At 66.4% G+C, this 26342-nt stretch carries 28 protein-coding genes, 1 tRNA gene and 1 pseudogene; 11 read left to right on the top strand and 19 right to left on the bottom strand.

The features are described 5' to 3' along the window. Nucleotides 1-16 precede the first annotated feature (16 nt). The 6 genes and pseudogenes from ACXAD2_RS23540 to ACXAD2_RS23515 form a co-directional block, all read right to left on the bottom strand. Nucleotides 17-304: pseudogene (locus tag ACXAD2_RS23540) on the bottom strand (DUF6538 domain-containing protein); the annotation flags it as partial. Beyond that, a tRNA-Gln gene (locus ACXAD2_RS23535) sits at nucleotides 305-379 on the bottom strand. Between the two features lie 75 nt (nucleotides 380-454). After that, nucleotides 455-1567, bottom strand: a complete 1113-nt coding sequence (locus tag ACXAD2_RS23530) for a diguanylate cyclase domain-containing protein (RefSeq protein ID WP_475175814.1) — start codon at nucleotides 1565-1567, stop codon at nucleotides 455-457. Then, the gene (locus ACXAD2_RS23525) at nucleotides 1564-2172 is read right to left on the bottom strand and encodes a heme NO-binding domain-containing protein (protein ID WP_475175813.1); all 609 of its coding nucleotides are present in this window, start codon (nucleotides 2170-2172) and stop codon (nucleotides 1564-1566) included. The genes ACXAD2_RS23530 and ACXAD2_RS23525 overlap by 4 nt, the downstream gene beginning before the upstream one ends. A 185-nt stretch (nucleotides 2173-2357) precedes the next feature. Then, on the bottom strand, nucleotides 2358-3071 hold the full coding sequence (locus tag ACXAD2_RS23520) for an HAD family hydrolase (RefSeq protein ID WP_475175810.1): 714 nt from the start codon (nucleotides 3069-3071) through the stop codon (nucleotides 2358-2360). Continuing rightward, nucleotides 3068-3349 carry a DUF3572 domain-containing protein gene (locus tag ACXAD2_RS23515; protein WP_475175809.1) on the bottom strand — a complete coding sequence of 94 codons (282 nt, stop codon included), beginning with the start codon at nucleotides 3347-3349 and terminating at the stop codon, nucleotides 3068-3070. Before ACXAD2_RS23515 ends, ACXAD2_RS23520 begins: the two co-directional genes overlap by 4 nt. Before the next feature lie 219 nt (nucleotides 3350-3568). On the opposite strand from ACXAD2_RS23515, the gene ACXAD2_RS23510 reads away from it, so the two are divergent. Continuing rightward, nucleotides 3569-4960, top strand: coding sequence for a diguanylate cyclase (locus ACXAD2_RS23510; protein WP_475178377.1), 1392 nt, complete (start codon nucleotides 3569-3571; stop codon nucleotides 4958-4960). A 42-nt stretch (nucleotides 4961-5002) separates the two neighbouring features. On the opposite strand, the gene ACXAD2_RS23505 is transcribed toward ACXAD2_RS23510, so the two are convergent. From ACXAD2_RS23505 to hisD, 5 genes are all read right to left on the bottom strand, one after another. Beyond that, nucleotides 5003-5539, bottom strand: coding sequence for a periplasmic heavy metal sensor (locus ACXAD2_RS23505; RefSeq protein WP_475175806.1), 537 nt, complete (start codon nucleotides 5537-5539; stop codon nucleotides 5003-5005). Between the two features lie 2 nt (nucleotides 5540-5541). After that, nucleotides 5542-5913 (bottom strand): hypothetical protein, encoded by a 372-nt coding sequence (locus ACXAD2_RS23500; RefSeq protein WP_475175803.1) that lies wholly within the window; start codon nucleotides 5911-5913, stop codon nucleotides 5542-5544. Then, nucleotides 5906-6490 (bottom strand): RNA polymerase sigma factor, encoded by a 585-nt coding sequence (locus ACXAD2_RS23495; RefSeq protein WP_475175800.1) that lies wholly within the window; start codon nucleotides 6488-6490, stop codon nucleotides 5906-5908. Before ACXAD2_RS23495 ends, ACXAD2_RS23500 begins: the two co-directional genes overlap by 8 nt. 83 nt (nucleotides 6491-6573) lie before the next feature. Continuing rightward, entirely contained in the window at nucleotides 6574-7293 is a 720-nt protein-coding gene (locus ACXAD2_RS23490) for an EF-hand domain-containing protein (protein ID WP_475175795.1), read from the bottom strand. Between the two features lie 220 nt (nucleotides 7294-7513). Next, entirely contained in the window at nucleotides 7514-8800 is a 1287-nt protein-coding gene (gene hisD, locus ACXAD2_RS23485; protein ID WP_475175792.1) for a histidinol dehydrogenase, read from the bottom strand. A gap of 146 nt (nucleotides 8801-8946) precedes the next feature. Here hisD and ACXAD2_RS23480 point away from each other — a divergent pair, with 146 nt between their 5' ends. Continuing rightward, the gene (locus tag ACXAD2_RS23480; protein WP_475178374.1) at nucleotides 8947-9915 is read left to right on the top strand and encodes a LysR family transcriptional regulator; all 969 of its coding nucleotides are present in this window, start codon (nucleotides 8947-8949) and stop codon (nucleotides 9913-9915) included. Nucleotides 9916-10118: 203 nt separating this feature from the next. Here ACXAD2_RS23480 and ACXAD2_RS23475 read toward each other — a convergent pair whose 3' ends face one another. Then, nucleotides 10119-10883, bottom strand: coding sequence for an alpha/beta fold hydrolase (locus tag ACXAD2_RS23475; protein ID WP_475175790.1), 765 nt, complete (start codon nucleotides 10881-10883; stop codon nucleotides 10119-10121). A 137-nt stretch (nucleotides 10884-11020) separates the two neighbouring features. Between ACXAD2_RS23475 and ACXAD2_RS23470 the strand changes: the two genes are divergently transcribed. After that, nucleotides 11021-11386 (top strand): hypothetical protein, encoded by a 366-nt coding sequence (locus tag ACXAD2_RS23470; protein WP_475175786.1) that lies wholly within the window; start codon nucleotides 11021-11023, stop codon nucleotides 11384-11386. Here the strand turns inward: ACXAD2_RS23470 and ACXAD2_RS23465 are convergent. From ACXAD2_RS23465 to ACXAD2_RS23455, 3 genes are all read right to left on the bottom strand, one after another. Continuing rightward, the gene (locus tag ACXAD2_RS23465) at nucleotides 11365-12099 is read right to left on the bottom strand and encodes an NUDIX hydrolase (protein WP_475175782.1); all 735 of its coding nucleotides are present in this window, start codon (nucleotides 12097-12099) and stop codon (nucleotides 11365-11367) included. The two genes, ACXAD2_RS23470 and ACXAD2_RS23465, sit on opposite strands and share 22 nt — an antisense overlap. Before the next feature lie 53 nt (nucleotides 12100-12152). After that, a complete protein-coding gene (locus tag ACXAD2_RS23460) occupies nucleotides 12153-12581 on the bottom strand; it encodes a DUF983 domain-containing protein (RefSeq protein WP_475175777.1) in 429 nt (142 codons plus the stop codon). Between the two features lie 266 nt (nucleotides 12582-12847). After that, the gene (locus tag ACXAD2_RS23455; RefSeq protein WP_475175774.1) at nucleotides 12848-13282 is read right to left on the bottom strand and encodes a hypothetical protein; all 435 of its coding nucleotides are present in this window, start codon (nucleotides 13280-13282) and stop codon (nucleotides 12848-12850) included. Nucleotides 13283-13622: 340 nt separating this feature from the next. Here ACXAD2_RS23455 and lepA point away from each other — a divergent pair, with 340 nt between their 5' ends. Continuing rightward, nucleotides 13623-15425, top strand: a complete 1803-nt coding sequence (lepA, locus tag ACXAD2_RS23450; RefSeq protein WP_066107849.1) for a translation elongation factor 4 — start codon at nucleotides 13623-13625, stop codon at nucleotides 15423-15425. Between the two features lie 126 nt (nucleotides 15426-15551). Continuing rightward, entirely contained in the window at nucleotides 15552-16262 is a 711-nt protein-coding gene (locus ACXAD2_RS23445) for a hypothetical protein (protein WP_475175768.1), read from the top strand. An 81-nt stretch (nucleotides 16263-16343) separates the two neighbouring features. Here the strand turns inward: ACXAD2_RS23445 and ACXAD2_RS23440 are convergent, their stop codons facing one another. Next, on the bottom strand, nucleotides 16344-16793 hold the full coding sequence (locus ACXAD2_RS23440; RefSeq protein WP_475175762.1) for a DUF4168 domain-containing protein: 450 nt from the start codon (nucleotides 16791-16793) through the stop codon (nucleotides 16344-16346). A gap of 448 nt (nucleotides 16794-17241) precedes the next feature. Here ACXAD2_RS23440 and ACXAD2_RS23435 point away from each other — a divergent pair, with 448 nt between their 5' ends. Next, the gene (locus tag ACXAD2_RS23435; RefSeq protein WP_475175758.1) at nucleotides 17242-17910 is read left to right on the top strand and encodes a class I SAM-dependent methyltransferase; all 669 of its coding nucleotides are present in this window, start codon (nucleotides 17242-17244) and stop codon (nucleotides 17908-17910) included. A 38-nt stretch (nucleotides 17911-17948) separates the two neighbouring features. On the opposite strand, the gene ACXAD2_RS23430 is transcribed toward ACXAD2_RS23435, so the two are convergent. The 3 genes from ACXAD2_RS23430 to ACXAD2_RS23420 all read right to left on the bottom strand — a co-directional run bounded on the left by ACXAD2_RS23430 (nucleotide 17949) and on the right by ACXAD2_RS23420 (nucleotide 20919). Beyond that, entirely contained in the window at nucleotides 17949-18716 is a 768-nt protein-coding gene (locus ACXAD2_RS23430) for an SDR family oxidoreductase (protein ID WP_224906159.1), read from the bottom strand. Further along, entirely contained in the window at nucleotides 18713-19450 is a 738-nt protein-coding gene (locus ACXAD2_RS23425; protein ID WP_475175754.1) for a GntR family transcriptional regulator, read from the bottom strand. The genes ACXAD2_RS23430 and ACXAD2_RS23425 overlap by 4 nt, the downstream gene beginning before the upstream one ends. 599 nt (nucleotides 19451-20049) lie before the next feature. Further along, complete coding sequence (locus tag ACXAD2_RS23420) at nucleotides 20050-20919, bottom strand: MurR/RpiR family transcriptional regulator (protein ID WP_164184309.1); 870 nt, start codon at nucleotides 20917-20919, stop codon at nucleotides 20050-20052. Nucleotides 20920-21110: 191 nt separating this feature from the next. Between ACXAD2_RS23420 and ACXAD2_RS23415 the strand changes: the two genes are divergently transcribed. The 5 genes from ACXAD2_RS23415 to ACXAD2_RS23395 all read left to right on the top strand — a co-directional run bounded on the left by ACXAD2_RS23415 (nucleotide 21111) and on the right by ACXAD2_RS23395 (nucleotide 26332). After that, nucleotides 21111-21842 carry an N-formylglutamate amidohydrolase gene (locus ACXAD2_RS23415; protein WP_475175748.1) on the top strand — a complete coding sequence of 244 codons (732 nt, stop codon included), beginning with the start codon at nucleotides 21111-21113 and terminating at the stop codon, nucleotides 21840-21842. Next, the gene (locus ACXAD2_RS23410; RefSeq protein WP_475175743.1) at nucleotides 21835-22431 is read left to right on the top strand and encodes a TRAP transporter small permease subunit; all 597 of its coding nucleotides are present in this window, start codon (nucleotides 21835-21837) and stop codon (nucleotides 22429-22431) included. The genes ACXAD2_RS23415 and ACXAD2_RS23410 overlap by 8 nt, the downstream gene beginning before the upstream one ends. After that, nucleotides 22431-23756 carry a TRAP transporter large permease gene (locus tag ACXAD2_RS23405; protein ID WP_475175740.1) on the top strand — a complete coding sequence of 442 codons (1326 nt, stop codon included), beginning with the start codon at nucleotides 22431-22433 and terminating at the stop codon, nucleotides 23754-23756. The genes ACXAD2_RS23410 and ACXAD2_RS23405 overlap by 1 nt, the downstream gene beginning before the upstream one ends. Nucleotides 23757-23813: 57 nt before the next feature. Beyond that, nucleotides 23814-24851, top strand: coding sequence for a TRAP transporter substrate-binding protein (locus ACXAD2_RS23400; RefSeq protein ID WP_475175739.1), 1038 nt, complete (start codon nucleotides 23814-23816; stop codon nucleotides 24849-24851). Between the two features lie 116 nt (nucleotides 24852-24967). After that, nucleotides 24968-26332, top strand: coding sequence for a glutamine synthetase family protein (locus tag ACXAD2_RS23395; RefSeq protein ID WP_475175735.1), 1365 nt, complete (start codon nucleotides 24968-24970; stop codon nucleotides 26330-26332). The last annotated feature ends 10 nt before the right edge of the window (nucleotides 26333-26342 follow it).

Genomic DNA, 26342 nt, shown 5'->3' with positions numbered 1-26342 from the left:
CTGTTTCGATGGCGGACAGCAGGTCTGCAGACCGTTTGACCGCGTCGCGGAGGAAGTGGGTGCGAAGCGAAACCGACAAAAATGCCGGAGCGCCGAGACGCCGGAGTTTTTCCGGCCAGCGGCGCCGGAAGTAGAAGACCCCGTTTCTGCGGACGAGATGAAGCCCCCATCTTCTCGACGGTTCCTGAGTTCGACGCCCTGATCTATGTGAACCAGTTTGTGAACCACCGCGTCGTGGTGACGGGAGGCTGGCCGCCTGATCAGCGGCTATCCCATTGGAGGGTATGGAATTTTTGGATGTCATTGGCTGGGGCGGTAGGATTCGAACCTACGGTGCGCGGTACCAAAAACCGGTGCCTTACCACTTGGCTACGCCCCAACCGTGGCGCGGGATTTACGCCAGAGGCCGGAGGGGCGCAACCCCCTTCTGGAAAATTTCTTGGTCTTTTTTACTTCACCTAGCGGCAGCCCCGTCGCGACCCTTTGGCTCTGGGCCGTCGCGCCCGGAATTGCCCTCCGGCGCGGCCCTGAGAGCATCGCCCTGCCCGCGGGTGACACCCTCGGGCGGGCGCCGAAAGAACGCGTGTTGTCCGCGGCCCGCGCGCTTGGCCGCGTAAAGCGCTGTGTCGGAATCCTCGAGCAGCGCGCTGGCGCTGCGATAGCGCGCAGCCTCCCCATTGGCGGCAATGCCGATGCTGGCCGAGATCCGCGCGCGATCTTCTCCCAAGGCCACAGGCGCCTCGAGACGCCGGATCAGATGCTCGGCCAGTTCCGACAGCCGCTCGGCGTCGGTGAGCCCGACGAGGATGATGATGAACTCATCGCCGCCCACCCGCGCCACCGTGTCGTCACGCCGCGTGAGCTCAAGCATGATCCGCGCCACCTGCTGCAGCACGCGGTCCCCTGCCCCATGGCCCAGCGTGTCATTGACCCGCTTGAAGAAATCGAGGTCCACATGCATCAGCGCAAATTCAGCATCCCGGCGCAGCAGTTCGGCCAGCGCATGGGTCACCGCGCGGCGATTGCGCAAGCCGGTCAGAGGATCGGTGAAGGCACGCTGCTCGGCAGCCAGCATCGCCCCTTGCAGACGCCGGTTGAGCGTGCGCGAGGCCTCCATCGCGGCGGATTTCGCCTCGACAAGATAGAGCATGTCTATGGCAAGATCGGTCGGGGCGAAATCGCTGCTGGTCAGCGCGTGATCGCGCACCGCCTCGACCACGCCGATACCGAACGACAGGTTGAGCACCGCCCCGCCGCCCGTGTCCGGCAGCGCAAGGCCTCGCAGACCGCCACGGCGCTCTTCGGCGCGACCGGTGAAGCGAACATGCAGTTTACGGCCAGACGCCGCGTGAAGCTGGGGGATGTCGGTGATCCGGCGCGGACGGAAAATCTCGAGAAGGCTGGTGAAGTGCTGGCCGCTGAAGTCTGCCCCCGTCCGCTCTGCGCCCCCGCGCAGCACGCGGCGCAGGGTCGGACCCAGCGCGACGATCCGGCCGCTCGCATCCAAACGCAGGTGCATGGGACAGAGCGCATCGAGCGTGGTCTGTGGCAGGCTCAGTTCCGTCATCGGCGGCGCCCTGCCCCATGCGCGCCCAGATCGAACCGGCGCCCCTCGGCAAAGGCGGTCTCGATCACCGTAATGTCGATGAGCTCGCAGCTTCCGCTTCCGCCGCGCAGCTCGAGCAATGCCAGCGCGCCGTAATCATCCGCCATGGCGCGCAGCACGCCAGCCATGACGTGGGAAAAACCGGTGCTCGCGGGCGGCCTGCAGTGACAGATGAGTGTGAACTGCCGGGAGGCCACATCGCGCAATTCCAGCAACGGCAGATCGAGGTCAGGCACCGCGAGCCGCGCGCGCCCCGGCAGTTCCTCGAGCGAGTGCAGGAAGTCGACGAAATCCTCACCGCCGTAGCGCATCAACCGGCGCAGACCCTCGTTGTTGGGATGGGTGATGAGATAGGTGCCGATATCCTCCAGCATGACGTCGCGCGGTTTGCCGAGCTCGGTTTCGGCGGCCTGCAGAACGCGCCCGACAAGCTGCGCCTCATAGTCGAGCATCGCCTCGAAATCCGGCAGTTCGAGCCGCGCGCGGGTCGCGATCTCTCGCCAGAGGTCGGGCCCATAAGTGTCCTGCAAGAAGCACTGGAGTGTTCGGGCGACCAGCCCGTGCATCCGCCCATCCTCCTGTCTTTGGGGTTTCCATTGCGATCCTTGACGGCGATCCTCGAGCGCGATTGTCGAGCGCGATCCTCGAACCCGTCTCAAAGCAGGCCTGCCACCAGACAGGCCCGCCAGAGTTTTAGCGCAGAGAGATTAATGGAGCGGTAAACCGTCAGGGACTGGGCAGATGTCCCTGATCAGGCGACCTCAGACTTCAGCCACAAGGGCAGATGGCCGATATCCGGCAACACCACATCGGCATGGGGAGAAAGATCGTCAGCTTCCGCAGGGCCGGTGAGCACCGCAACCGTCATCATTCCCGCAGCCCGCCCGGCCTCAAGATCATGGGTGCTGTCACCGACCATGACCACCCGCGCAGGGTCCAGCGCAACAGCCGTGGCAAAAGCCAGCAGCGGCTCTGGCGAGGGTTTCGCGCCATGGCCGCTGTCAAAACCGGCAATGAAGTCAAAGCTCTGCGCCACCCCTGCCCCGCGCAGTTGCGCCAGCGCCGAGGTCTCGCTGTCGTTGGTCATGACCCCAAGCCGCAGACCCTCGCGCGCCAGCCCGTCCAGCAGCGGCAGCAGCGGCACGGCCTCCGACAGCGGCGCGCGTGCCGCCTCGGCCGCGAGATATGCCTCGATCTCGCCGACATCGGCGCGCCCCAGCCCGCGGGCCAGACATTCGGCGGCCTCGCGATTGGTCCCGGCAATCACCGGGCTGTCCTTGAAGAAAGTCTCGGTCTCGAGGTCAAAGCGCAGTTCCCGCGCCATGGCCGAGATCAATGCAGCCTCGCCCCCGGCAAGCTGCCGCATCACCGTCAACGCCCAAGCGTTCCATGTGCGCGCAAAATCGAACAATGTGCCGTCCTTGTCGAACAGCACCCCATCGGCACGGCGGCGCAACAGGCTCATGTCCAATGCACTTCGCCACCGCCGGGCATATGCTGGCGCGCCTGAAACGGCACATCATAGGCATGGCCGCTTTCGTCGCAGAACGCCCGAACCCATGCGTCGTCCATCAGCAGGAAATCCAGCACGGCGCCCTGAAAGCCCGGATCGGAAAGATTCGAGCGAAAGTCGTCGATCGAGGCCCCGGTCGCCCCAAGGAAGACCGGCAAGAGCTCGTCATTGGCGGCCAGCCATGCGGCGGCCTCTAAGCCGATCAGTTCTGCTTGGTCGCGGCCCAGCATCTTCGCGTCTCTCCCGGATTTCGAAAGGCTTTTTTAACCAGTTTTCATAAAGACTGAGCGCGCATTCGGATGCAAGCCCCGCCCGCCACGCATAGGTGCGGGTGCTTCTTAGGGACCCAACGGGACGAATGGAACCATGCCCCGCGCTGGCTGGAGGAGGCCGCGGGCGGGCATTAGCGCGAAGGGCGCCGCGCCGCGGCAGGAGAACGATTGGACGAGATGACAGGACGGATCCTCATCGCCGAGGCCACCGCCGAGCAGCGCATCCTGCTGCGGGCCAAGCTGGCTTCGGCTTTCTATACGGTCACCACCGCCGAGAGCGGCGCCGAAGCGCTGCGGCTCGCCGCCGCGACGCCGCCTGATCTGGTGATTGCGGGCAGCATGCTGCCAGATATGTGCGGCACCACCTTCTGCACCCGGCTCAGGGCGCTTGGCGGTCATCGCGATACGCCGCTTGTGCTGCGCTCCGACGAGGACCGCCCAGAGGAACGGCTGGCGCTACTCGCTGTCGGCGCGGATGATGTCATTGCCCGCAGCGATGGCGAGGTGCTGCTGGCCCGGCTGCGCAATTTGCTGAGCCATGCCCGCACGCGCGACGAAATGCGGATGCGCGACGACACCCAGCGTGCCTTGGGTCTCGCCGAAGCGCCGCAAGGGTTCAGCAGGCCGCCCAAGATCACGCTGCTTCCGCTCACAGCCGACCCGGCCCTCGATGCGACCGCGGCGCAGCTTCGTATCGCGCTCGACGCGCAGCTGCGCACCGCCGAGCCCGCGCGGCTCTTGGCGGCGCGTACGCCTGCGTCAGAGGCGATCATTCTCGTCGACACCGGGTGCGGCGCTGGCAGCGGGCTCGCGCTCCTGTCGCAGTTGCGCATGCAGCGGCGCGGACATCCGCCTTGCATTGTCTATGTCACCGGCCCCGGCCAGCCGGAGATCACGGCCAAGGCGCTCGACCTCGGGGCCGACGATGTGATGGCGGGCGGGCTCGATCCGTTGGAACTGGCCCTGCGTCTGCCCCGTCTCATCAGTCGGGCGCGGCGGGTCCAAAGCCACCGAAAGGCGCTGCGCAAAGGGCTGCGCGCCGCGGTCACCGATCCGCTCACCGGGCTTCACAATCGCCGCTATGCTCTGCCGCATCTGGCACGGATGCTGGAACAGGCGCAGCAACAGGCCGAGCCACTGGCGATCCTTCTTGCGGACCTCGACCATTTCAAAACGGTGAACGACCGCTGCGGGCACCCGGTGGGCGATCAGGTGCTCGCGGCCACGGCGCGAACGCTGGCGCGCGACCTGCGAAGCGCCGACCTCGTGGCGCGTTTCGGGGGCGAGGAATTCCTCATCGCGCTGCCGAACACCGATGCCGCGCAAGCGCTTGCCACGGCAGAGCAGCTGTGCAGGCGGGTCGCGACACAGCCGCTTTGCGCGCCGCAGGTCACCATCAGCATCGGACTGGCCCTCAGCTACGGGCCGGACACCGCGGAGGAGGCGCTAAAGCGGGCGGACCAAGCGCTCTACCGCGCCAAACACGCCGGGCGCAATCAGGTGCATCTGGGCAGAACGGCGCTCGCGCCTCCCAGCCTGCAGGACGCGCCGCGCGCCCTGCGGCGCTGACCAAGCGTCTATGCCGGACAGAACTTTCCGTCCGGCGCGCGCTCAGTCGCGCTTTTTCGGAGGCAGGCGTTTCGCCAACTCGTCGAGCTTCATTTCAAGCCGATTGGCATAGGCAGCCCGCTCGTCGGGCGACAGCCCCGAGACATAGTCCACCAGCACCTGCTGGCCCATCTTTTGCCGCTCCGCAGCCCGCGCATCTTGGGCGCTCAACACCTGCTCGAACCCCGCCCGGTCAAAGGGCTCAGCGCGCAGCAGTTCCAACGTCTCGCGATAGGCGCGGAACGGTGCCGGAGGTCGTGCGTCGCCGCGCTTGCGCTCGAAGGAGGCGAAAAGCTCGCGCCCCAATTCGCGGCGCTGCGAGTCGGAGAAAGCCGAGGTATAGGGCGCGATAAAGTCACGGCCGCGCGGCGGCCCGTTGCGATCGGGCCCGCCGTGACGCAGCACGCCGCCCGCGACGATCCCCACGACCGCGAGGTTTAGCGCCAGCGAGCCGAGCAGCAGCCAGCGCATCCAGCGCGGCGAGCGCCCATTGCTGCCGCCAGCCTGCGAGCTCGCCGGTTTCGGTGTTTCAGATGCCATTCTCAAAGTCCCAACATCGCGTAGTCAAAGCCGCTCGACGGGTCGAGCGCCGAGAGTGTGCTGCTGGTGTCGTAAGAGATCAGCGTCGACATCGCATCGGGCGAGACAACACCGATCCACACACCTGCAGCGCAGGCCGCCGCGAGCCCGGCCATCGCGGGCCAACCTCCGAAGGCGCGCAGCGCGGCGCGCCAGCCGCCGCCACGAGACGCGGCGGCACGGGGCACGTCAGCCGGGCGCGGGGCGGGCTGCTCGGCGAGCGCCAGCGCCTCCATACGCGCCATCCAGTCCCCCGAGGGCAGCGCGGCGTCGCGCCGTTCCGCCTCGAACAGGGGGCCGAGATCCCCTTCTTCAATCCTGCGCTCGTCAGTCATCGTCGTACCCCAGCTCTGCGCGCTTTCCGGCCAGCAGACCCTCGAGCGCCTTGCGGCCACGCGCGGTCAGGCTTTCCACCGCGCGCACGCCAATCTCCATGATCCCGGCGATCTCGGGGTTCGAAAGCCCCTCGAGATGCCGCAAGACCACCGCCTGCCGCTGCCGCTCGGGCAGCGCGTCCAGCGCTTCTTGCAGGGCGCCTTCGCGGGCGCGGCCCTGCAGCGCCGCCTCGGCCCCGGGGGCCGGATCGGCAGGTTCGGCGATCTCGTCCAGATCCACCGTTCCGCCGCGGCGGCGACGAATCCGGTCGATGCAAAGATTGGACACGACCCGGTAGAGCCATGTCGAGACCTTCGCTTCGCCGTCGCGCCAGCCCGGCGCGGCGCGCCACAGCCGCAACAGGGCGTCCTGCGCCACATCTTCCGCCTCGGCCCGGTCGCCCAGCATCCGGACGGCATGGCCAAAGGCGCGCGGCGCAAGGCGCTGAACCAGCGCCCGTGCCGCGGTCTGATCACCGGCGGCATAGGCCGCCAGCAACGCCTCGTCGCTTGCTTCGCTCATGGCATCAAAGGGCATCCGGTCCATTCCTCTGCGCTAGCCCGAAGCGCCGGGCCACGCAATGGCCGGGGGGCCGCAACGCGCGGCCCGCCCGGTTCCGTTCAGTACTGCCAGAAGTCGTGCATGCCGCCGCCGCGCGGACCTTCGCCGCCACGCGGGCCGCCGCCGTCCTGCGGGCCGCGCTTGAAGCCCATGCCCTTCTGACCGCCGTGGCCACCGTGGCCGCCATGGCCTTGCTCGCCGCGGAACTGGCCACCCTGACCGCCGTCATGGCGCATCATCCGGTCTTTGCCGCCGCGCGGGCCTTCGCCGCCGGGGCCCTGACGCATCGGGCCGGCCTGTGCCAGTTCGTCCTGACTGACTTCGCCGTTCTCATCTGCATCGAAGCGGTCGAAGAAGCCCATCGGCCCCTGCGCCTGCATCTCTTCGAGCGTCAGTTTGCCGTCTTCATCGGCATCGAACCGCTCGAGCATACGCTGCTCCATGCGCGCCTTGCGCATCTCCAGCTGCTGCGCTTCGCGCGCCGCCTTGCGGGCATCGGCAAAGGCGATCAACTCGTCGCCTTCCAATTCACCGTTGCCATCGGCATCCGCCACCGCATAGGCGTCGGCAAAACCCGCCGCCGGGCCGTTGGCCGCGAATTCGTCGCGGCTGATGCTGCCGTTGCCATCGGTGTCGAAGGTCTCGAACATCTGCGTCATGGGCGCCGGGCGATCGCCACGGGGGCCCATCGGCTTGGCGTCGGTTGCAGCAAAGGCAAGGCTCGCCGTGCCCAGAACCACAAGGGCGGCACCGGTCATCAGTTTGTTCATGCGTGTCATCGCTGCGATCTCCTCATTCATCGCTACTTTCGCCGGAGGCCTCAGTGCCTGCCGATCACAAGCTTTTACGCAGCGCCGGAACGGTCCCGTCGCTGCGAGAGAAGAAATTTTCGCGGGTTTGTGCGGGTCGGACAAAGCGATGTCAGAAATGCGCTATATATCAAACCCTTGGAGGAGCATCACAGGGCCGTGACCAGCGCAGTTTATCTGCGCCGCACCCTCATCCGACCGCGCGCAGCGGGGCCGGCGCGAGCCGCGCCTCGGCGCTGCGGGCATGGCCCTCCATCCCTTCGGCGCGGGAAATCCCGGCGCTGGCGCGGGCGAGATCGGGCAGCGCCTGCGGGTCCGCTTCCTGCCATGTCACGCATTTGAGGAACTTATGCACCGACAGCCCGCCCGTGTGCCGCGCCGCGCGGCCCGTGGGCAGCACATGGTTTGGCCCTGCCGCCTTGTCGCCGAAGGCAACCGTGGTCTGAGCGCCCAGAAACAGCGAGCCATAGGCGCGCAGCCGCGCGCGCCACCACGGCAGGTCGCGGGCCTGCACATGCAGATGCTCGGGCGCATAGTGATCCGCCAGCGCCGCCAGTTCCTCACGGCCGGGCACCAGCATCACCTCGCCAAGCTGCGCCCAGGCCTCGCGCGCGGCGCTCCGGTTGGGGTCGGGCAGCGTCTGCGCAAGGCGCGGCAGGCGCTCGATCACCGCTTCGGCCAGCGGGCGGTGATCGGTGGCCAGCCAGACCGGCGAATTGCCCCCATGCTCGGCCTGCCCCAAAAGATCGAGCGCGACCAGGTCCGGATCGGCGGAGGAATTGGCAAGGATCATCACGTCGGTGGGCCCCGCGACCATGTCGATCCCCACCGGCCCGAACAGCTGCCGCTTGGCCTCTGCGACGAACTGATTGCCCGGCCCCGCAAGGATATCCGCCTCGGGCTGACCGAAGAGGCCGAAGGCCATCGCGGCGATGCCCTGCACCCCGCCAAGCGTCAGCACCTCGTCCACCCCCGCCACATGCAGCGCGTGCAGGATCGCCGGATGGATACCCTCCGGGCCCGGCGCCGAGCAGGCGATGACCGTCTCGACCCCGGCGGCCCGCGCGGTGGTCACGGTCATCAGCGCCGAAGCGATATGCGCGTAGCGCCCGCCCGGCACGTAGCAGCCGGCACAGCCCACCGGGATAAGCCTTTGCCCGGCGCGCAGGCCGGGGCGCAGTTCAACCTCGAACTCCTGCACCGAGGCGCGCTGCGCCTGCGCAAAAGCGCGGATGTTGGCGTGCGCGTAGGAGATATCTTCCAGCAGCGAGACCGGCAGCGCCCGCTGCGCCTCGGCCAGCCGCGCGGCGGGCACGAGGATGTCACCCTGCCAGCCGTCCAGCCGCGCGGCGTAGTCGCGCGCCGCCTCGGCACCTTCGCTGCGCAGCCGCGCCAGCATGATCTGTACGATGTCGGCGGTATCGGCGGCAGAGCGCGGAGGCAGGCCGGGAGCGGATTTGAGATAGGTTACGGACATGGGAGAAAACACTGGCCTGTCGCTTGGGAGTTTCGGATTTTGTAAATCTGTGCGAGGGTCGAGCCGAGCCCGGGCCCCGCCCGGACCAAGCCATGGCGCAGTCGGGAACCGGCACGGCGGCGCCACAGCGGATGAGGGACGAACCGATGCTGATGAAGGGGATCACCCTGCGCGGGCTGGAGGTGTTCGAGGCGCTGGCCGCCAGCGGCTCGGTGGCGCAGGCGGCCGAACGCACCGGGCTCAGCCAGCCCGCGGTGAGCCAGCAGTTGCGCAATCTCGAAACCGCGCTTGGTGCCGATCTCGTCGATCACGGTCGCCGGCCGATGCAACTGACCCCGGCGGGACGCTCGTTCCTGATGCGCACGCAGGCGGTGCTGGGCCAGTTGCGGCTGGCGCAGAACGAGCTGACGGTGATGGATCTGACCCATCTGTCGCAGCTCAACCTCGGCGTCATCGACGATTTCGACAATGATCTGACGCCGCAACTGGTCACCATCCTCGCCGAGAACATGACCCGCTGCCGCTTCAAGCTGGTGACCGCGCCAAGTCATGAGATCATGCAGGCGATGACCGATCGCCACCTGCATATCGCCATCGCTGCCAGCCCCGGCACGGCGGCGCAGGGGGTGATCGAATACCCGCTTGTGCGCGATCCCTTCGTGCTGGTGGCGCCGCGCGGCAAGGCGCGCGAGGCGGGCGGCACCGAGGCGCTCATGTCGGCGCTGCCGCTGCTGCGCTACGACCGCGACCAGTTGATCGGACGGCAGATCGAAACGCATCTGTCGCGGCTCAAGCTCGACTTCCCCGAGCGGTTCGAGATCGGCGCCCATCTGTCGCTGATGACGCTGGTGGCGCGCGGCGTGGGCTGGGGCATCACCACGCCGCTCGGCTTCATGCGCGCGGCGCGGGTGCACGACCGGATCGAGGCGCATCCGCTGCCCATCAAGCCCTTCTCGCGCACCATTTCGCTTTTCTCCGCCGCCGATTGGGCCGACCGTGTGCCACGCGACGTGGCGCGCACCATGCGCCAGTTGGTCTCGGATCTGGTGATCAGCCCCGCGCTGCGCCAACTGCCCTGGCTCGACGGCAGGCTGCACCTGCTCGAAGGCGACTGAGGGCTGCGCGCGCATAGGGGCTTTCCTTTCCGAACATAAGGCTTTCGGAAACTACAAGCCGCTCTGCCCTCCCCGGAGCAAGGGAAAGACAGGGATTTTTCGGAACGGGAATGCGCCGATTTGGGAAATTCGAATTGCCCACCCTCAGCGCCCGCAAAACCGGCAGAGGGCCCAGCCTCGGGCGATCAGAACTCAGGCGGTTTTCAGGCGGTCAGATCGAGGAAAGCCCGCACCGCCGCTTCGAACTCGCGCGGCTTCTCGGCGTGCAACCAATGACCGCAGCCCGGTAGTTTCGCGAATTTCGCATTCGGAAACAGCTCTTTGATCCGCGGCCTGTGCTCGGCCTGCACATAGTCCGAGTTCGCCCCCGACAAGAACAGCGCAGGCCCGTCGAACTGCCCGTCGATCTGCGGAAACCCGATGATCTTCGGCATTTCCGCCGCCAGCACGTCGAGGTTCAGCTTCCAGCCTTTGTTCTGCAGGTCGAGCGACTGGGTGAAGAAACTGCGCAGCGTCGGATCGGAGATATGCGCGGCCAGTTGGTCGTTCGCCTCGGACCGCTTCTCGACCTGCGTCAGATCCACGGCGCGCATGGCCTCGATGTTTTCCATCTGGCTGTGCGTATAGGTCACCGGCGCGATGTCGGCGAGAATGGCCCTGTTCACCAGATCCGGGCGGGTCAGCGCCAGCACCATGACCGCCTTGCCGCCCATGGAATGGCCCAGAACGTCGGCCGTGCCGCCAAGGCTCTCGATCACCTCGGCGATGTCGGCGGCCATGTCGGGATAGCTGTGGCTCTCGCTGCGCGGGCTGTCGCCGTGGTTGCGCTGGTCCACCGCGATCACCTCACGCCGGTCCGACAGCCGCTTGGCGATCACGCCCCAGTTGCGGGCGGAGCCAAAGAGCCCATGCACGATGACGAGCGGCGGAAGATCGGTGGCGGAGCCGTGGCGGATCATGTTCAGCATGCGCCCTGTCTAAGCCGCGGGCGCGGGTGGGAAAAGGCCAAAAGCGCTGGGGCCGCGCGGCCAAATCTCTTCGAAGAGATTTGCAACTTCCTTCGAAGGACGTTGCGCGGCCCCGACAAATCCCTGACTGTGCGCCTATGGATCAGGACCTTCAAATCGGCGCACGGCTGATGCCGCTCTTCGAAAGCCGCCTCGGGCTCGGCAAGGGCAGTTTCGAGAAGCGCGCGAGGCGCGCGGCGCATCGCCTGCCGCGGTGGGCACGGCGCGATCTGGCACAGCTGCGCGCGGCGCAGGGCATGACCGGCCACCCCAAGCTCGCCAAACAGATCGATATGCAGGCGCTGCGCCGGGCCGAAACCCGCGTCGCCGCCCATCTTGAAGGCATCGACGCCAAGGCCCGCCGCCGCTACTGGCAGTTGGGCGTTCTGGGCGGGCTGATGTTCAACCTCGCCCTGCTCGCGGCGCTGCTTTTCGCGGGCTATTACCTTCTGATACGCAGCTGACGGCGCGGGCGGTCGCTTTCGGGCTGGTCCGGCGCGCGGCCCCGCAGGCGCAGGAAGAGGCTTTCCTCATCATCATTGCGGAAGAACGGCACCGAGCGCGGCGGCTTGCGGTCTTCGACGCGGGCGGCAACCTCGGCCAGCACCACCTCGGTGATGAACGGCAGATCGAAGCGGCGCACCTCGTCGAGCGGCACCCATTGCAGGTGCGACAGCTCATCCGAGGCGGCAGAGAAATCATCGGGGTCGCTGCGCAGCGCTTCGGCCTCGACAAGGAAGAAGCGCGCGTCGAAGCGCCGGGGACGGCCCGGCGGGGTGATCGCGCGGAACACGAATTGCAGCGCCGAAGCGTCGGGGCGGTGGCCGGTCTCGGCAAACCCCTCCCAGCCCTCCGGGGCGACCGGCCATTTGCCCGGCCAGCCAAGGATCTGCCCGGTCTCTTCCCAAAGCTCGCGGATCGCCGCCGCCGCCAGCGCGCTGGCGCGGCCCGCGGGCGCATCCTCGGCCAGCCGCGCGGCGCAGAGCGCGGGCAGCGGACCGGCCAGCTTCACCTCGGCGTCGACCTCGTCCACCGCGCCGCCGGGAAACACGAACTTGTTGGGCATGAAGGCCGCCGCCGCGCCGCGCTGGCCCATCAGGATGCTGGGACGGCTGTCCCGGTCGCGCAGCACGATCACCGTGGATGCGTCGCGGATCGCTGTCTTGTCGCTGCTCATGCCTCTGCCCTGCCTTCCTGCGGTCTTATCGGCGGGGACGTCGTTGCGCGGGCTCAGGGCTCGCGCGCGAAACCATGCATCTCGCGCGCCCATTGGAAGCCCACGATCGCCCCCTTCAGTCGCGGCAGAAGGTAGAGGGAAAGCCCGATGCAGCCAATAAGGAAGATCGTGATCAGGATCAGCGGCTCGGGCCGCCACGTGGTGAACACCCAAAGCAGCGCCGGCGCCATGATATGGCCGACGATGAGGATCGTCAGATAGGCCGGGCCGTCGTCGGCGCGATGGTGATGCAGATCCTCGCGGCACACGGGGCAATGATCGCGCACCTTGAGATAGGAGCGCAGGATCGGCCCGTTGCCGCAACTCGGACAGCGCCGACGAAAGCCGCGCCAGACGGCGGGCCATGTCTCACGCTCGGCGCTCGCGGTGGCGGAGCCGGCGGGTTTGGCCGGCATGCCGGTCTCCGGCGGCAGATGGGACATAGGAGGCACCTCGGTTTGCATCGCACAAAGGTGGCGCATGGGCCCTCACGTTTAAAGAGGACAGAGGCGCGCAGCGGCGTGTTGTCGCAAATGTCGGGCCGCAGATGCAGCTTTCCAAGGGATGCAGCCGGTGGGATGGGTGGTGCGGTCGCGCGACATGCAAAGCGCTCTGGGGCGCTCGCGTTTAGCGCCGCGCCCTGAGGTCAAAAGTCGCAATGCATTGGTCGATGAGCCCGCCCCGCCCCAGCCACCGCGCCTGCGGGCGATCAAATCCCGCGGCACAGGCTTTCGGCGCGATTGACGAAGGCCGAGTAGCGCTTCCAGAAATCGCGGTCCGAGCTGCGGTCGGACTGACGCACTTCCTGCGCGCGATGGGGATCGCGATAGAAGCCGACGGCCTTGCGCTGATCGCCGTAGCTGAGTTCGGTGTCCGCCGCTGCCTGCACGCACCCGCAGAGCGCCCGGCTGCGCGCTTTGCGGTCGGAATTCATGCACGCCTTGCTGACCGGTCCGGTCGCGAAGCGCGTCACGTCATAGTCGCGCGAGCCGCCGCCGCAGCCCGCCACGAACGCGAGAATTGTCACCAGATAAATTGGCTTCATCCGCCTGCCCATTCGCTGCCCTTGCCTGTGCCTCCGGGGCTTTGCGCCCTCCTCATCGAGGCTTTGCAGCAGAATGCCCCATGCGAACGGGTTTTTCAATTCACCGATTCGTTGCTGGACGCAGCGGTCATTGGCCCTAGCGCGATCGTCCTGCCGCCGTTCTGGGGGCGCTGCCCCCTCTTGGCCTGCGGCCAATTCACCCCCGGCGTATTTGTCAAAGAGAAGAAGGGGCTAGCCTTGCGCCATGGGGGTTTGCGCCCATGCAGAGCGCGTGGGAGCCGGTGCCGGCGCGCTGCGCGCGCGGTGCTGGAACGGCGGGCGATCGCGCGCCGGAAGCGGTCGGGCAGCAGCGCGTTGCCACCGCGAGGGGCGTGACGCCGCGAAGGCCCGCGCGCGCGGGCTTGACCGGGCGCGAAAACCCTTACATATCGACCCAATCATGACCGATCTCGCGCATATCCGTAACTTCTCCATCGTTGCCCACATCGACCACGGGAAATCCACCCTGGCCGACCGGCTGATTCAGCTCACCGGCACCGTCGCCGAACGCGACATGCAGGAGCAAATGCTCGACTCGATGGATATCGAGCGCGAGCGGGGCATCACCATCAAGGCCAACACCGTCCGCATCGAATACCCGGCGCAGGACGGCGAGACCTATGTGCTGAACCTCATCGACACGCCCGGCCACGTCGACTTCGCCTATGAAGTCGCGCGCTCGATGCATGCGGTCGAAGGCTCGCTGCTGGTGGTCGACGCCACGCAGGGGGTCGAGGCGCAGACGCTGGCCAATGTCTACACCGCCATCGACGCCGATCATGAGATCGTGCCGGTGCTCAACAAGGTCGACCTGCCCGCCGCCGAACCCGACCGGGTGAAAGAGCAGATCGAGGATGTGATCGGCATCGACGCCTCCAACGCCTGCCTGATCTCGGCCAAGACCGGCGTCGGCATCCCCGACGTGCTGGAAGCCATCGTGCAGCGTCTGCCCGCCCCGACGGAAGGCGACCGCAACAAGCCGCTGAAGGCGATGCTGGTGGATTCCAAATACGACCAGTATCTCGGTGTGATCTGTATCGTGCGGATCATCGACGGCGTGCTGAAGAAGGGCGACCGCATCCGCATGATGAAGACCGGCGGCACCTATGATGTCGACGATGTCGGCGTCTACCGCCCCAAGATGACCAACGTGCAGGAGCTCGGCCCGGGCGAGATCGGCTATCTCAACGCCTCGATCAAGCAGGTCCGCGACACCCGCGTCGGCGACACGATCACCCACGAGAAGAAGCAATGCGCCGACCCGCTGCCGGGCTTCAAACCCTCGGTGCCGGTGGTGTTCTGCGGGCTCTTCCCGGTGGATGCGAATGACTTCGAGGACATGCGCGACGCCATTGAGAAGCTGGCGCTGAACGACGCGTCGTTCACCTTCGAGATGGAAACCTCGGCGGCGCTCGGCTTCGGCTTCCGCTGCGGTTTCCTCGGGCTGCTGCACCTTGAGGTGATCCGCGACCGTCTCGAGCGCGAGTATGGCATCGAGCTGATCACCACCGCGCCGTCGGTGATCTACCACCTCTACACCAAGGACGGCGAGCGCCGCGACCTGCACAACCCCGCCGACATGCCCGACATGTCGACCGTGGATCACATCGAAGAGCCGCGCATCAAGGCCACCATCATGGTGCCCGATGAGTATCTCGGCGACGTGCTGAAGCTGTGCCAAGAGCGCCGCGGCCTGCAGCTCGACCTGACCTATGTGGGCGGGCGCGCGATGACGGTCTACGATCTGCCGCTCAACGAGGTGGTCTTCGACTTCTACGACCGGCTGAAATCGGTGACCAAAGGCTATGCCTCCTTCGATTACGACATGATCGGCTACCGCGAGGACAACCTCGTGAAGATGTCGATCCTGGTGAACGACGAGCCGGTCGACGCGCTGGCGATGATGGTGCACCGCGAGCGCGCCGAGATGCGCGGCCGCGCCATGTGCGAGAAGCTCAAAGAGCTGATCCCGCGCCACATGTTCAAGATCCCGATCCAGGCGGCGATCGGCGGCAAGGTGATCGCGCGCGAGACCCTGTCGGCGATGCGCAAGGACGTGACCGCCAAATGCTACGGCGGTGACGCCACCCGGAAGAAGAAACTGCTCGAGAAGCAGAAGGCCGGTAAGAAGAAGATGCGGCAGTTCGGCAAGGTCGAGATCCCGCAGGAAGCCTTCATCTCCGCACTCAAGATGGACAGCTGACCCGGGGCAACCCGGTTTGGTATGGAACGGCAGGCCGGGGCGAATGCGCCCCGGCCTTTCACGTTGGGCCCCGCGCGGGGCCGCGCTACATCCCCTCTTCACCGCCACCTGCATGGGAGCTTTCCGATGCCCGCACCGAAGATCCTGAGACCCTGCATGGGCGCCACTGTGGCGCTGCTGGTCTCCACCGCCTCCCTGTCCGCCGCGATCTGCGACTACCGGCCCAGCCGGCTGGTCGGCGACGCCGTGGGCGATGCCGCGCGCGCCGCGACCGATGCGGCCCGGCAGGTGACCGGCACGGCAGGCGAAGGCGGCTTTTACACGCTGGTCAATGCCACCAGCGGGCTCACGCTGCTGGGCGGCAAGCTGGCCGCCTCGGGCGGCGCGGCGGGGCTGCTGGAGGGTGGCGGCGCGGCCGCAGCCGCGGCGGCGGCCAACCCGGCGATCTGGGTTCCGGCGCTGATCCTCGGCGCGGGCGGCGCGGGCTATGAGGCCACCTGCGCCTATTTCGTCGACGAGCGCATCACCGATTACGACACGGTGCTGATGATCATGCGTGACTTCGAGGCCCATGCCGACCCGCGCTTTTTCCGTCTCGAAGAAGACACGCTGACGCCCTTCATCGAGGTGCAGGACGAGAGCGGCACACGCGCCGCCTATAAGATCGAGGATCTCTACATCGTCGACGGCATGCTCAAGCACCGCAACTGGGGGCCGAACCGCAAGATCGGCCGGGTGGTCTTTGTGCCTGATGATGCGCCCAGCGAAGCGCTGCCCGAGGCGCAGATCGAAACGCAAGTCGAAACGCAAATCGAAGAGGCCGCGCCGCTAGAGTGAGGCGCAGCCAAATGCGGCTGCACCGCACGAAAAGAGCCGCCCCCGAAGGGACGGCTCGCAATGACCGGTATGTGAGGGGGGTCACTCAGTCATTGTCTCGGGGCTGGCGGGCGTGCGCTCCTGCAGCATCGCCATGATGCGCTCGTTGAGCTGCGGGTCGGCCTGCGCCGCCTGACCGATCTCGTTGTAGGTGTTGACGTCCATGCCGTCGGTCTCGTTCACCGCGTCGGCCATTTCGGCCTGCGCTTCCTCGACCAGCTTCTGCTTCCCTTCGGGCTCTTCGATGCCCTCGATCTGCATCATGTAGTCCTGCTGCACCGCCTGCACCTGCGTGGCGGCATCGACAAAGGCGGTCAGCTGCTCGTCGCTGAAATCAGCCGCCGGTGCCGGGGTCTCGACCGGAGCCTGGCTTTGCGCCGGGGCTTCTGCGGGGGCTTCGGGCGTGGCGGTCTGCGCCATCACCGGAGCCATGGGGGCCGCAACCAGCGCTGCGATGACAGTGGACTTGAGCAGGGTCGACTTGAGTTTCATAGAAGTCTCCTTCCGTTTGCCTGCCGACGCGGGGGTATCCCGCGGCGTTGAGGCTGAGCTAGGCGTCAAACCCGGTCGTTTCAAAGCCCGCCGCGCCAAAACCCGATGATGTGGCAAGGACTTGCCGTCAGGCCGCCATGCCGGCGGCGGCGCTCTGCCCGTCAAATCCGGCTCGCGGAACATCGCCGGGCGCGCGGCGGCAAACGGGCGGTGAGACGCCCAGCGGATCACAGCCGCTTGAGGCACCCTTTCATGTAAAGCGTGGACACCCAAGGAGGCGACATTCGCTCTGAAATACGCATCCCGCGCCGCCAGCGAGGCCCGCCGCCGCACCCGATCGCGGGCAAGCCTCTGCCAAATCGCGGTCCTGTGCCTCGCGCCCCGGCTAACGCCATGTTATGCCGTGACTGTCCCGTGCGCTTCGGGACGGTGATGCAGGGAGGGCATCTTGGATCCACGCGCCGCCACAACCGTCTATGCCCGCTGGGCTCCGATCTACGATCAGACGTTCGGAGCCATCACGCAGGCCGCGCGCCGCGCCGCCTGCCGCCGGGTCGAAGGGCCCGAGGGCGCAACGGTGCTCGAGGTCGGGGTCGGCACCGGGCTCTCGCTGCCGCTGCTGCCGCGCCACATGAAGGTGACCGGCGTCGATTACAGCGCCGAGATGCTGGCGCAGGCCAAGCGCCGCGTCGCCCGGATGCAGCTTCCGCATATCGCAGCCCTGCAGCGCATGGATGCGCGCGAGCTTGAGTTCGCCGACGGTAGCTTCGACCGGGTGGTGGCCATGCATATGATCTCGGTGGTGCCCGAACCCCAGCGCGTCATGCGCGAGATGGTGCGGGTGCTCAAACCCGGTGGCCAGCTCATCATGTCGAACCATTTCGCCCGCAAACAGGGGCCGCTGGCGCATCTGTCCCGCCGCACGGCGAAATTCGCCGACCGCATCGGCTGGCACTCGGACTTCGACATCTCGGTGGTGCTGGACACGCCGGGGCTTCGGCTGGTCGAACGGCGGGCGCTGCCGCCAGTGGGGATGATGACCCTGCTGGTGCTCGAACGCACCGAAGAGGCGATTGCCCCCTGCCCGGCAAATACGGCAGCCCAGCCCCAGGGGTAAGCCGGGGCTGGACTTACGGAGCTGAACCGCAGCCCGCGTTACGCGAGCATCTGGCAATCGCCGCAGATCGACACCGCCTGCCCAGAGATGGTGCGCCCGCGCGGGCTGGCGAGGAACAGGATCTGGTCGGCGATCTGCTGCGGCTCCACGTATTCCTTGAGCGAGGTATAGGAAAACGCCGCCGCCTCGACCTCATCGAAGCTTTTGCCAAGCCGCTGCGCCTTGGCCTCCAGAACCCGGCGCTGGCGGTCACCGGCGACGATGCCCGGCAGGATCGCATTGGCCCTTATGCCGCTGCCGCCCAGTTCGATCGACAGCGACTTGGTAAAGCCGATCACCCCCCACTTCGCCGCCGCATAGGGCGTGCGCAGCGCAAAGCCGACGCGCCCGGCCATGGACGACAGGTTGATGATCGAGGCATTGCCGCTTTCGCGCAGCGCCGGAACCGCGTGACGCACGCAGTGGAACTGCGAGCTGAGACAGACCGTCAGGCAGCGCTCCCATTCCGCCGGATCGATCTCCTCCACCGGCCCCGTCGGCCCGGCGATCCCGGCGTTGTTGACCAGCACGTCGAGACCGCCAAGCTCGGCGATGGCCGCCTGCATGAAGCTCTCGATCTGCGCCGGGTCCGAGACGTCACAGCGCTGGCGCCAGACCTCCTCCGGCAGCGCGGCAAGCGCCGCCTCGTCGATGTCGCAGGTGGCTACAAGCGCGCCTTCGGCCAGAAACCCCTCGACGATGGCCCGCCCGATGCCCTGCGCGCCCGCGGTCACGATGACCCGCGCGCCTTCAAGTTCCAAATTCACGGTAACAACCTCCTCCTGCTGTCTTCCAATTCCTCCTCCGCGCGCGCCCGGATCAGTTCCGAGGCCACGCGGATGTCTTCGGTCACCGCCAGCGCCGCCGCCTCTGCGTCGCGCGCCTCCAGCGCCTCGCACAGCTGCCGATGGTGGCTGCGCGAATGGTGCGTGCGCGAGCGCGTCATCTCCTCTTCCAGCGGCAGGCTGCTCACCCCGATGTCGTAGTTGATGATCGGCCCGGCCTTGAGCCAGAGCATGCGGATCACATCCATGAGCACCGGCGATCCCGCCGCGCGATACAGCGCGAAATGCAGGTCCTTGTTGGCTGCCACCGGCTCGGCGGTGCCATAGGCGCTGTCGAGCAGGTCCTCGAACCGCGCCGCCAGCGCCAGAATCTCTTCGATCTGCTCGGGCGAGGCGCGCTCTGCCGCCAGCCGCGCCGCCTGCCCTTCGGTGAGCATGCGCATCTCGGTCAGATCCTCGAACTCCGCAGCACTGATCAGCGGCACCTGCACCGCGCGCTTCGGCTCGACCAGCAGCGCGCCACTGGCGGCCAGCCGACTTACCGCCTCGCGCACCGGCATCATCGACACGTCCAGCCGCTCGGCCAGATCGCGCAGCGAAATGCGATCGCGCGGCTTGAGTTGGCCCGAAAGCAGCATTTCGCACAGCGTTTCATGCACCTGATCGGCCAAGGTGCGCGGCCGTTGCTGCGGCGGATTCTCTGAAATTTGCCCCATGTCCCCTAACTCCCCGTTGACTCTTACCAAGCCCTTCTGCAACTGTGATCTCAGATCACACCAGAACGGACAAGACCGCAACTGTAGATCGCGTGGCAAGGGAGGAAAGACTGCCGCACGAACTCGGGTCACCAGAATTTGGTGTGATCTCTTCATAGACGCGCGGGGGAGGATAGTGCCGCACCCTTACGCGGACTTGAGGCACATCCAGATTTGGCCGGACGCCGCAAGGTGATCATCACTTGCGCCGCGACCGACGCGGAAGCTTTGGCCTTCCGACACCGCCCGCATGGCACACCCCAAGGGAGCCTGTTTCTCCCAGCCTGCCCCCGTCGCCCCTCACAGCGCCGGGGGCTTCTTTTATCTGGAGCAAGAGCCGGGGCGAGCGCCTGCCCGGAACAAGGCCGAAGGCCGCCGGGCCAGCGCCGGGCGAGCGCCTGCCCGTGGGATGGCGCTGCATCGGCTGTGGTCTGCACTTTATCTTTGCCAAATCCGGATGCCGCCCGAGCGTCGCGCCTCGATGGCAAAGCGCCAGCCCGCCGGGACGGGCAGGCGCTCGCCCGGCGGCCTTCGGCTTTTGCTCCGGGCGGGTCGGCGCCTCACGGCTTCCTGAACAGCCGCGTCAGTTCGAACAACTCATCCAGCCGCTCGAACCGCTCGCGGGCATCGGGCCAGCGCTCTTCCTGCGCCGCGGCGACCAGCGCCTCGACCAGCGACAGCGTGGAAATGTTGGAATCCCACGCCGAGGGGATCTCGACCCAGCAATTGAACGCGTGATCGGCGACGCTGGAGATCGGGCTCGCCCATTGATCGGTGATCAGGATCACCTGCATGCCGCGCGCCCGCGCGATCTCGGCCAGCCGCAGCAGGTTCTCTTCATAGCGGCGGATGTCGAAGATCAGCAGCGTGTCGCCTTCGGTCATGTCCAGCACATAGTGCGGCCATGTGGCGGAAGAGGAGGTCAGATGCGTCACCCGCGCGCGGATCGCCTGAAAGTGGGTGAAGGCATATTCGGCCAGCGACCGGGTGATCCGCCCGCCAACCACGTAGAGCCGCCCGTCGGTCGAGGCCAGCCGCTTGGCCGCCGCATCGAACTGGGCGGCATCGATATTGGCGAAGGTCTGGCGCAGATTCTGCGTCACCGCCTCGGCAAACCGGTTGAGCAGATGCGACTCGGGCGCCTCCGAGGCCCAGACCGCGCGCCGCGCCTCGGGGCCCGAGACTTTGGCCTGCAATTCCGACAGCAGAGCGGCGTGGAAGGCCGGATAGCCCTTGAACCCCAGCTTCTGCACCATCCGCGCCACCGTCGGTGTCGAGACCCCGGCGTTGGAGGCCGCAGCGGTGATCGAGGCGATTCCCGCGCCGGGGTAATCGTCGAGCAAGGCCTGCGCGAACTTGCGCTCCGAGTTGGTCAGATGCGCGTAATGCTCACGAATGAGCTGGCGCACGGTGCCTGTCGGGCTGGTCAACGGCGGCTCCTCTTCGTCTGAGGTCCAAAATTTGAGCAGATATTCAGGGCCCTTCGCGCCCCCCCGGAGTTGCGGGAACCCGCTCTGAAAAAATATTGACGCATTACGAGCCGCGTGGAAAGGTTTTTCCAAACACGAGGGGGACAGCCGTGCAGCAAGAGGACGCGACCGCATTCGAGGTACGCAGGGCCATGGGAAAAGGCCCGGCCCTGTTCCTGTGCGAACACGCCTCCAACGCCATTCCCGCACGCTACGACGGGCTCGGCCTTTCCGAGGCCGACCGGCAGAGCCACGCCGCATGGGACCCGGGCGCGCTGGCCCTTGCCGAGCGGATGGCCGAGGCGCTGGATGCGCCGCTGGTGGCAGGCGCGATCTCGCGGCTGGTCTATGATCTCAACCGCCCGCCCGAGGTGCCCTCGGCGATGCCCGAAAAGACCGAGACCGTCGAAGTGCCGGGCAACCGCTCGCTCGACGAGGCCGCCCGCGCGCAGCGCGCCCGCGACATCTACGATCCGTTCTGCGCCGCCGTGACCGGCGCCGTGGTCACCCGCAAGACGCTGGGCACGCCCTTTGCCCTTGTCACCGTGCACAGCTTCACGCCCACATGGTTCGGCATCCAGCGCGAGGTCGAGATCGGCATCCTGCACGACGAAGACAGCCGTCTCGCCGACTATATGCTCGAAGAAGCGACCCGCCTGCCCGGTCGCCGCATCGCCCGAAACGATCCCTATGGCCCCGAGGACGGGGTGACCCATTCGCTGAAACTGCACGGCATGGGGAATGATCTGCCGAACGTGATGATCGAGGTCCGCAACGACCTGCTGGCCGATGAGACCGGCATCGAGACCATCGCCGGCGAACTGCTGACCCTGCTGCGCCCAGCGCTGGCGGGGCTTGGACTTACGGAGACGAACAATGCCTGAGGCCATGGTCTCTTATGTCCGCATCATCGACCGGATGAACCGCCTCATCGGGCGGTTCGCCATGTATCTGATCTTTGCGCTGATCGGCGTGCTGCTCTGGTCGTCGGTGTCGAAGACTTTCTTCACCCCCACGCTTTGGACGCTGGAGACCGCCCAGTTCATCATGGTCGCCTATTACGTGCTGGGCGGACCCTATTCGATCCAGATGGGCTCGAACGTGCGGATGGACTTTTTCTATGGCGACTGGTCGCCGCGCCGCAAAGCGATGGTCGATGTGATCACCATCTGGTTCCTGCTGTTCTACCTCGGCGTGCTGCTCTGGGGGGCGATCAGCTCCACCGCCTACAGTTTTGGCTATTTCGGCACCGAGCCATTCAAGTTTTTCGGCCAGCTGATCTGGGCCTTCGTCACCGGCGGGCCGGACGCGGCGGGTGAGCTCATGGGCTATCTCGAGCGCAGCCCGAGCGCGTGGCGGCCCTACGTCTGGCCGGTGAAAGTCATCCTGTGCTTCGGGGTCACGCTGATGATCCTGCAATGCGTCGCCGAGTTCTTCCGCGACATCGCCCGCATCCGCGGAGAGGAAATCTGATGTCGCAAGACCTGATCGCTATTGTCATGTTCTCGGGCATGCTCGGCCTTCTGCTGACCGGCCAGCGCGTGTTCGGCGCCATCGGCTTTGTCGCCGTACTGGCGGCGCTGTTCCTCTGGGGGGATCGTGGCGGCTTTGATCTGGGCTTTGCCGCCTCGATCAAGCTGATGAAATGGTACCCGCTGCTGACCCTGCCGATGTTCATCTTCATGGGCTATGTGCTGTCGGAATTGAAGATCGCCGATGATCTCTACAAGATGTTCCACGTCTGGATGGGCGGGCTGCCCGGAGGTCTGGCGGTGGGCACCATCGGGCTGATGGTGCTGATCTCGGCGATGAACGGCCTGTCGGTCGCGGGCATGGCCATCGGCGCCACAATCGCCCTGCCCGAACTTCTGAAACGCGGCTACGACAAGCGCATGGTCACCGGGGTGATCCAAGCCGGATCAAGTCTGGGCATCCTCGTGCCGCCCTCTGTGGTGCTGGTGCTCTATGCGATGATCGCGCGCCAGCCGGTGGGCCAGCTGTGGCTGGCAGGGATCATTCCCGGACTGGTGATGGCCGCGGGCTTCATCATCTACATCATCATCCGCTGCCGCCTGAACCCCGCGCTCGGACCGGTGTTGCCCAAGGCCGACCGCGACATTCCCATGTCGGAAAAGCTGCGCCTGCTGAGCGCGGGCCTGCTGCCGCTGATCATCTTCGCGGTGATGATGGTGCCCTTCGTCAACGGCTGGACCTCGCTTGTGGAAAGCTCGGCCATCGGTGCCATCGCCGCCTTCTTGGCCGCGGTGATCAAGGGCCGGATGACCCGCGAGGTTTTCGAGACCTCGGTGCGGCAGACGCTGGGCGTGTCGTGCATGTTCATGTGGATCATCCTTGCCGCCCTCGCCTTCGGCGCGGTGTTCGACGGGCTGGGCGCGGTCAATGCCATCGAAACACTGTTCACCGAAAAGCTGGGCCTCTCGCCGTGGATGATCCTCATCCTGATGCAGCTGAGCTTCATCGTCATGGGCACATTCCTCGACGACACGGCAATGCTGGTGATCGTGGCCCCGCTCTATGTGCCGCTGGTGGGGGCACTCGGTTTCGATCTGGTGTGGTACGGTGTGCTTTACACGATCACCTGCCAGATCGCCTATATGACACCGCCCTTCGGCTATAACCTCTTCCTGATGCGCGCCATGGCCCCGCCCGAGATCGGCCTGCGCGACATCTACACGTCGATCATCCCCTTCGTCGGTGTGATGACCGTGGTGCTTGCCATCATCATGATCTTCCCCGAGCTCGCCCTTTGGCTGCCGGACCTGGTTTACGACAAGTAAAAAAGAGACCCCCGCAAAGAGGGGCGCATACTTCAACCATCCAACAGGAGAGACAAGATGACCCTGACACGACGCAAGATCCTCAGCGGGGCCGCCCTCGCCGCTCCGGCGGCGCTGGCCGCGCCCTCCATCGGCCGCGCACAGGAACCGATCAAATGGCGCTTCCAGACCTACGCGGGCGCCGCCCTCGGCGAGCAGGTGACCAAGCCGATCATCGACTACATCAACACCGCCGCACAGGGCGAGCTGGAGATCGAGCTTTACTACGCCGACCAGATCGTGCCCACCGGCGAGCTGTTTCAGGCGCTGCAGCGCGGCACCATCGACGCCGTGCACTCGGATGACGACTTCATGGCCTCGCCGACCCCGATGCGCGTCTTCGGCGGCTACTTCCCCTTTGCTACCAAGCACATCCTCGACGTGCCGGTGCTCTTCGAGCAGTACGGCCTCGCCGACATCTGGCGCGCCGAGTACGAGAAGGTCGGCGTCACGTGGCTCTCGGCCGCCGGTCAGGACCCGTGCAACTTCAACACCAAGAAAGAGATCACCAGCCTTGCCGATCTCGACGGGCTGAAGCTCTACACCTTCCCCACCGCTGGCCGCTTCCTGAGCCAGTTCGGCGTGGTGCCGGTGAACATCCCCTATGAGGATGCCGAAGTTGCCGTGCAGACCGGCGAGCTTGACGGCATGGCGTGGTCGGGCATCACCGAAGACTACACCGTGGGCTGGGCGGAAGTGACCGACTACTTCCTCACCAACAATATCTCGGGCGCGTGGATCGGGTCGATCTTCGTGAACCAGCAGCGTTGGGCCGACCTGCCCGAGCACCTCAAGACGCTGGTGATGTCCGCGATCAAGGCCGCCGACACCTACCGCAACCAGTGGTACTGGGGCGGCGAAGCCAAGCTGCGCGCCACCGGCGACAAGCTGCAGCTGCGCTCGGTGCCGCCGGAAGAATGGGCCGAGGTCGAGAACGCCGCCAAGGAGTTCTGGAAAGAGATCGCGCAGGAAGGCGAAGTGCACGCCAAGGTCGTGTCGATCTTCGAAGAGTACAACGGCGTGATCAACCAAGCCGGCCCGCCCTACACCTTCTGATCCACTTCCCTTACGACACCCGGCCTCCGCGCATCTTGCGCGGGGGCCAGCTCTGTAGAACCAAGAGACGACGATGCCGCGATGCCTTCGCGGCCTGCCCAGCAAGGAGCCCCGGAATGGCTGCCCCAATGACTCTCGACCAACTCAAGGATGCCGCCAAGAGCGGTGAGATCGACACCGTGCTTGCCTGCATCATCGACATGCAGGGCCGTCTGCAGGGCAAGCGCTTCCACATCTCGAACTTCCTCGAGCAGGCGATCAACGAGACCCATTGCTGCAACTACCTGCTGGCGACAGACCTCGTGATGAGCACCCCCGAAGGCTTTGCCTCGACAAGCTGGGCCTCGGGCTACGGCGACTATGTGATGAAGCCCGATCTCGCGACGCTGCGCCCCGTGCCGTGGCTCGAGGGCACCGCGATGATCCTGTGCGACGTGATGGATCACCACACCCACGCTCCGGCGTTCGAGTTGCCGCGCCAGATCCTGCAGGCGCAGATCGCCCGCGCCGAGGCCATGGGCCTCACCCCGATGATGGCGACCGAGCTGGAGTTCTTTCTCTACGCGCGCTCCTTCGACGAGATCCGCCACAGCGGCTGGCGCGATCTCGAGACGCTCTCACCCTACAATCAGGATTATTCCATCCAGCTCACCAGCCGCGAGGAATACGTCCTGCGGCCGATCCGCAACCATCTCTATGCCATGGGCGTGCCGGTGGAATGCACCAAGGGCGAGGCCGAGACCGGGCAGGAAGAGCTCAACATCCGCTACGCCGACGCGCTGGCCTGCGCCGACCATCACGCGCTGGCCAAACACGCGGTCAAAGAGATCGCCCACCAGCACGGCCACGCCGCGACCTTCATGTCGAAGTGGCAGGCCGACAAAGTGGGCAGCGCCGCGCATATCCACCAGTCGCTGTTCGCGGGCGATGACAACGCCTTCTACGACAAGGACGGCGCGCATGGCATGTCGCAGACCATGAAGCATTACGTCGCGGGCTTGCTGAAATACGCGCCCGACGTGACGCTGTTCATGGCGCCCTACATCAACAGCTACAAACGCTTCACGCCGGGCACCTTCGCCCCCACCAAGACCGCGTGGAGCATCGACAACCGCACCGCCGGGTTCCGCCTCGTCGGCGAGGACAGCAAGGGCGTGCGCATCGAATGCCGCATCCCCGGCTCGGACATGAACCCCTATCTCGCCTGCGCCGCGCAGCTGGCGGCGGGCCTTGCGGGAATTGAAGAGAAGCTCGAGCTGCCCGACCCGGCACAGGGTGATGTTTACGGCATGGACGATGTGCCCGACGTGCCCAGCACCCTGCGCGCCGCCATCCTCGCCTTTGACGGCTCGAAGATGATGCGCGCCGCCTTCGGTGATAAGGTGGTGGATCACTACGCCCATGCCGCCAACATCGAGCAGCAAGATTTCGACCGCGCCGTCACCGACTACGAGCTGGCGCGCGGCTTCGAGAGAGCGTGAAGAGGACACT

The sequence above is a fragment of the Salipiger sp. ABN3_019 genome, from assembly GCF_056158605.1.
The sequence above is the reverse complement of the archived record's forward strand: the minus strand, read 5'-3'. Positions and strand labels throughout refer to the sequence as shown.

Excerpts from the sequence above, each read along its gene's own strand:
- ACXAD2_RS23495 (WP_475175800.1), bottom strand. The coding sequence starts at position 6,490 with ATGCCCTTTGATGCCATGAGCGAAGCAAGCGACGAGGCGTTGCTGGCG.
- ACXAD2_RS23425 (WP_475175754.1), bottom strand. The coding sequence starts at position 19,450 with ATGGGGCAAATTTCAGAGAATCCGCCGCAGCAACGGCCGCGCACCTTG.
- ACXAD2_RS23395 (WP_475175735.1), top strand. The coding sequence starts at position 24,968 with ATGGCTGCCCCAATGACTCTCGACCAACTCAAGGATGCCGCCAAGAGC.
- ACXAD2_RS23405 (WP_475175740.1), top strand. The coding sequence starts at position 22,431 with ATGTCGCAAGACCTGATCGCTATTGTCATGTTCTCGGGCATGCTCGGC.
- ACXAD2_RS23465 (WP_475175782.1), bottom strand. The coding sequence starts at position 12,099 with ATGAGCAGCGACAAGACAGCGATCCGCGACGCATCCACGGTGATCGTG.
- ACXAD2_RS23470 (WP_475175786.1), top strand. The coding sequence starts at position 11,021 with ATGGATCAGGACCTTCAAATCGGCGCACGGCTGATGCCGCTCTTCGAA.
- ACXAD2_RS23515 (WP_475175809.1), bottom strand. The coding sequence starts at position 3,349 with ATGCTGGGCCGCGACCAAGCAGAACTGATCGGCTTAGAGGCCGCCGCA.
- ACXAD2_RS23510 (WP_475178377.1), top strand. The coding sequence starts at position 3,569 with ATGACAGGACGGATCCTCATCGCCGAGGCCACCGCCGAGCAGCGCATC.
- ACXAD2_RS23410 (WP_475175743.1), top strand. The coding sequence starts at position 21,835 with ATGCCTGAGGCCATGGTCTCTTATGTCCGCATCATCGACCGGATGAAC.
- ACXAD2_RS23415 (WP_475175748.1), top strand. The coding sequence starts at position 21,111 with ATGGGAAAAGGCCCGGCCCTGTTCCTGTGCGAACACGCCTCCAACGCC.
- ACXAD2_RS23530 (WP_475175814.1), bottom strand. The coding sequence starts at position 1,567 with ATGACGGAACTGAGCCTGCCACAGACCACGCTCGATGCGCTCTGTCCC.
- ACXAD2_RS23440 (WP_475175762.1), bottom strand. The coding sequence starts at position 16,793 with ATGAAACTCAAGTCGACCCTGCTCAAGTCCACTGTCATCGCAGCGCTG.
- ACXAD2_RS23520 (WP_475175810.1), bottom strand. The coding sequence starts at position 3,071 with ATGAGCCTGTTGCGCCGCCGTGCCGATGGGGTGCTGTTCGACAAGGAC.
- ACXAD2_RS23525 (WP_475175813.1), bottom strand. The coding sequence starts at position 2,172 with ATGCACGGGCTGGTCGCCCGAACACTCCAGTGCTTCTTGCAGGACACT.
- ACXAD2_RS23490 (WP_475175795.1), bottom strand. The coding sequence starts at position 7,293 with ATGACACGCATGAACAAACTGATGACCGGTGCCGCCCTTGTGGTTCTG.
- ACXAD2_RS23460 (WP_475175777.1), bottom strand. The coding sequence starts at position 12,581 with ATGTCCCATCTGCCGCCGGAGACCGGCATGCCGGCCAAACCCGCCGGC.
- ACXAD2_RS23445 (WP_475175768.1), top strand. The coding sequence starts at position 15,552 with ATGCCCGCACCGAAGATCCTGAGACCCTGCATGGGCGCCACTGTGGCG.
- ACXAD2_RS23400 (WP_475175739.1), top strand. The coding sequence starts at position 23,814 with ATGACCCTGACACGACGCAAGATCCTCAGCGGGGCCGCCCTCGCCGCT.
- ACXAD2_RS23500 (WP_475175803.1), bottom strand. The coding sequence starts at position 5,913 with ATGACTGACGAGCGCAGGATTGAAGAAGGGGATCTCGGCCCCCTGTTC.
- hisD (WP_475175792.1), bottom strand. The coding sequence starts at position 8,800 with ATGTCCGTAACCTATCTCAAATCCGCTCCCGGCCTGCCTCCGCGCTCT.
- lepA (WP_066107849.1), top strand. The coding sequence starts at position 13,623 with ATGACCGATCTCGCGCATATCCGTAACTTCTCCATCGTTGCCCACATC.
- ACXAD2_RS23475 (WP_475175790.1), bottom strand. The coding sequence starts at position 10,883 with ATGCTGAACATGATCCGCCACGGCTCCGCCACCGATCTTCCGCCGCTC.
- ACXAD2_RS23480 (WP_475178374.1), top strand. The coding sequence starts at position 8,947 with ATGCTGATGAAGGGGATCACCCTGCGCGGGCTGGAGGTGTTCGAGGCG.
- ACXAD2_RS23505 (WP_475175806.1), bottom strand. The coding sequence starts at position 5,539 with ATGGCATCTGAAACACCGAAACCGGCGAGCTCGCAGGCTGGCGGCAGC.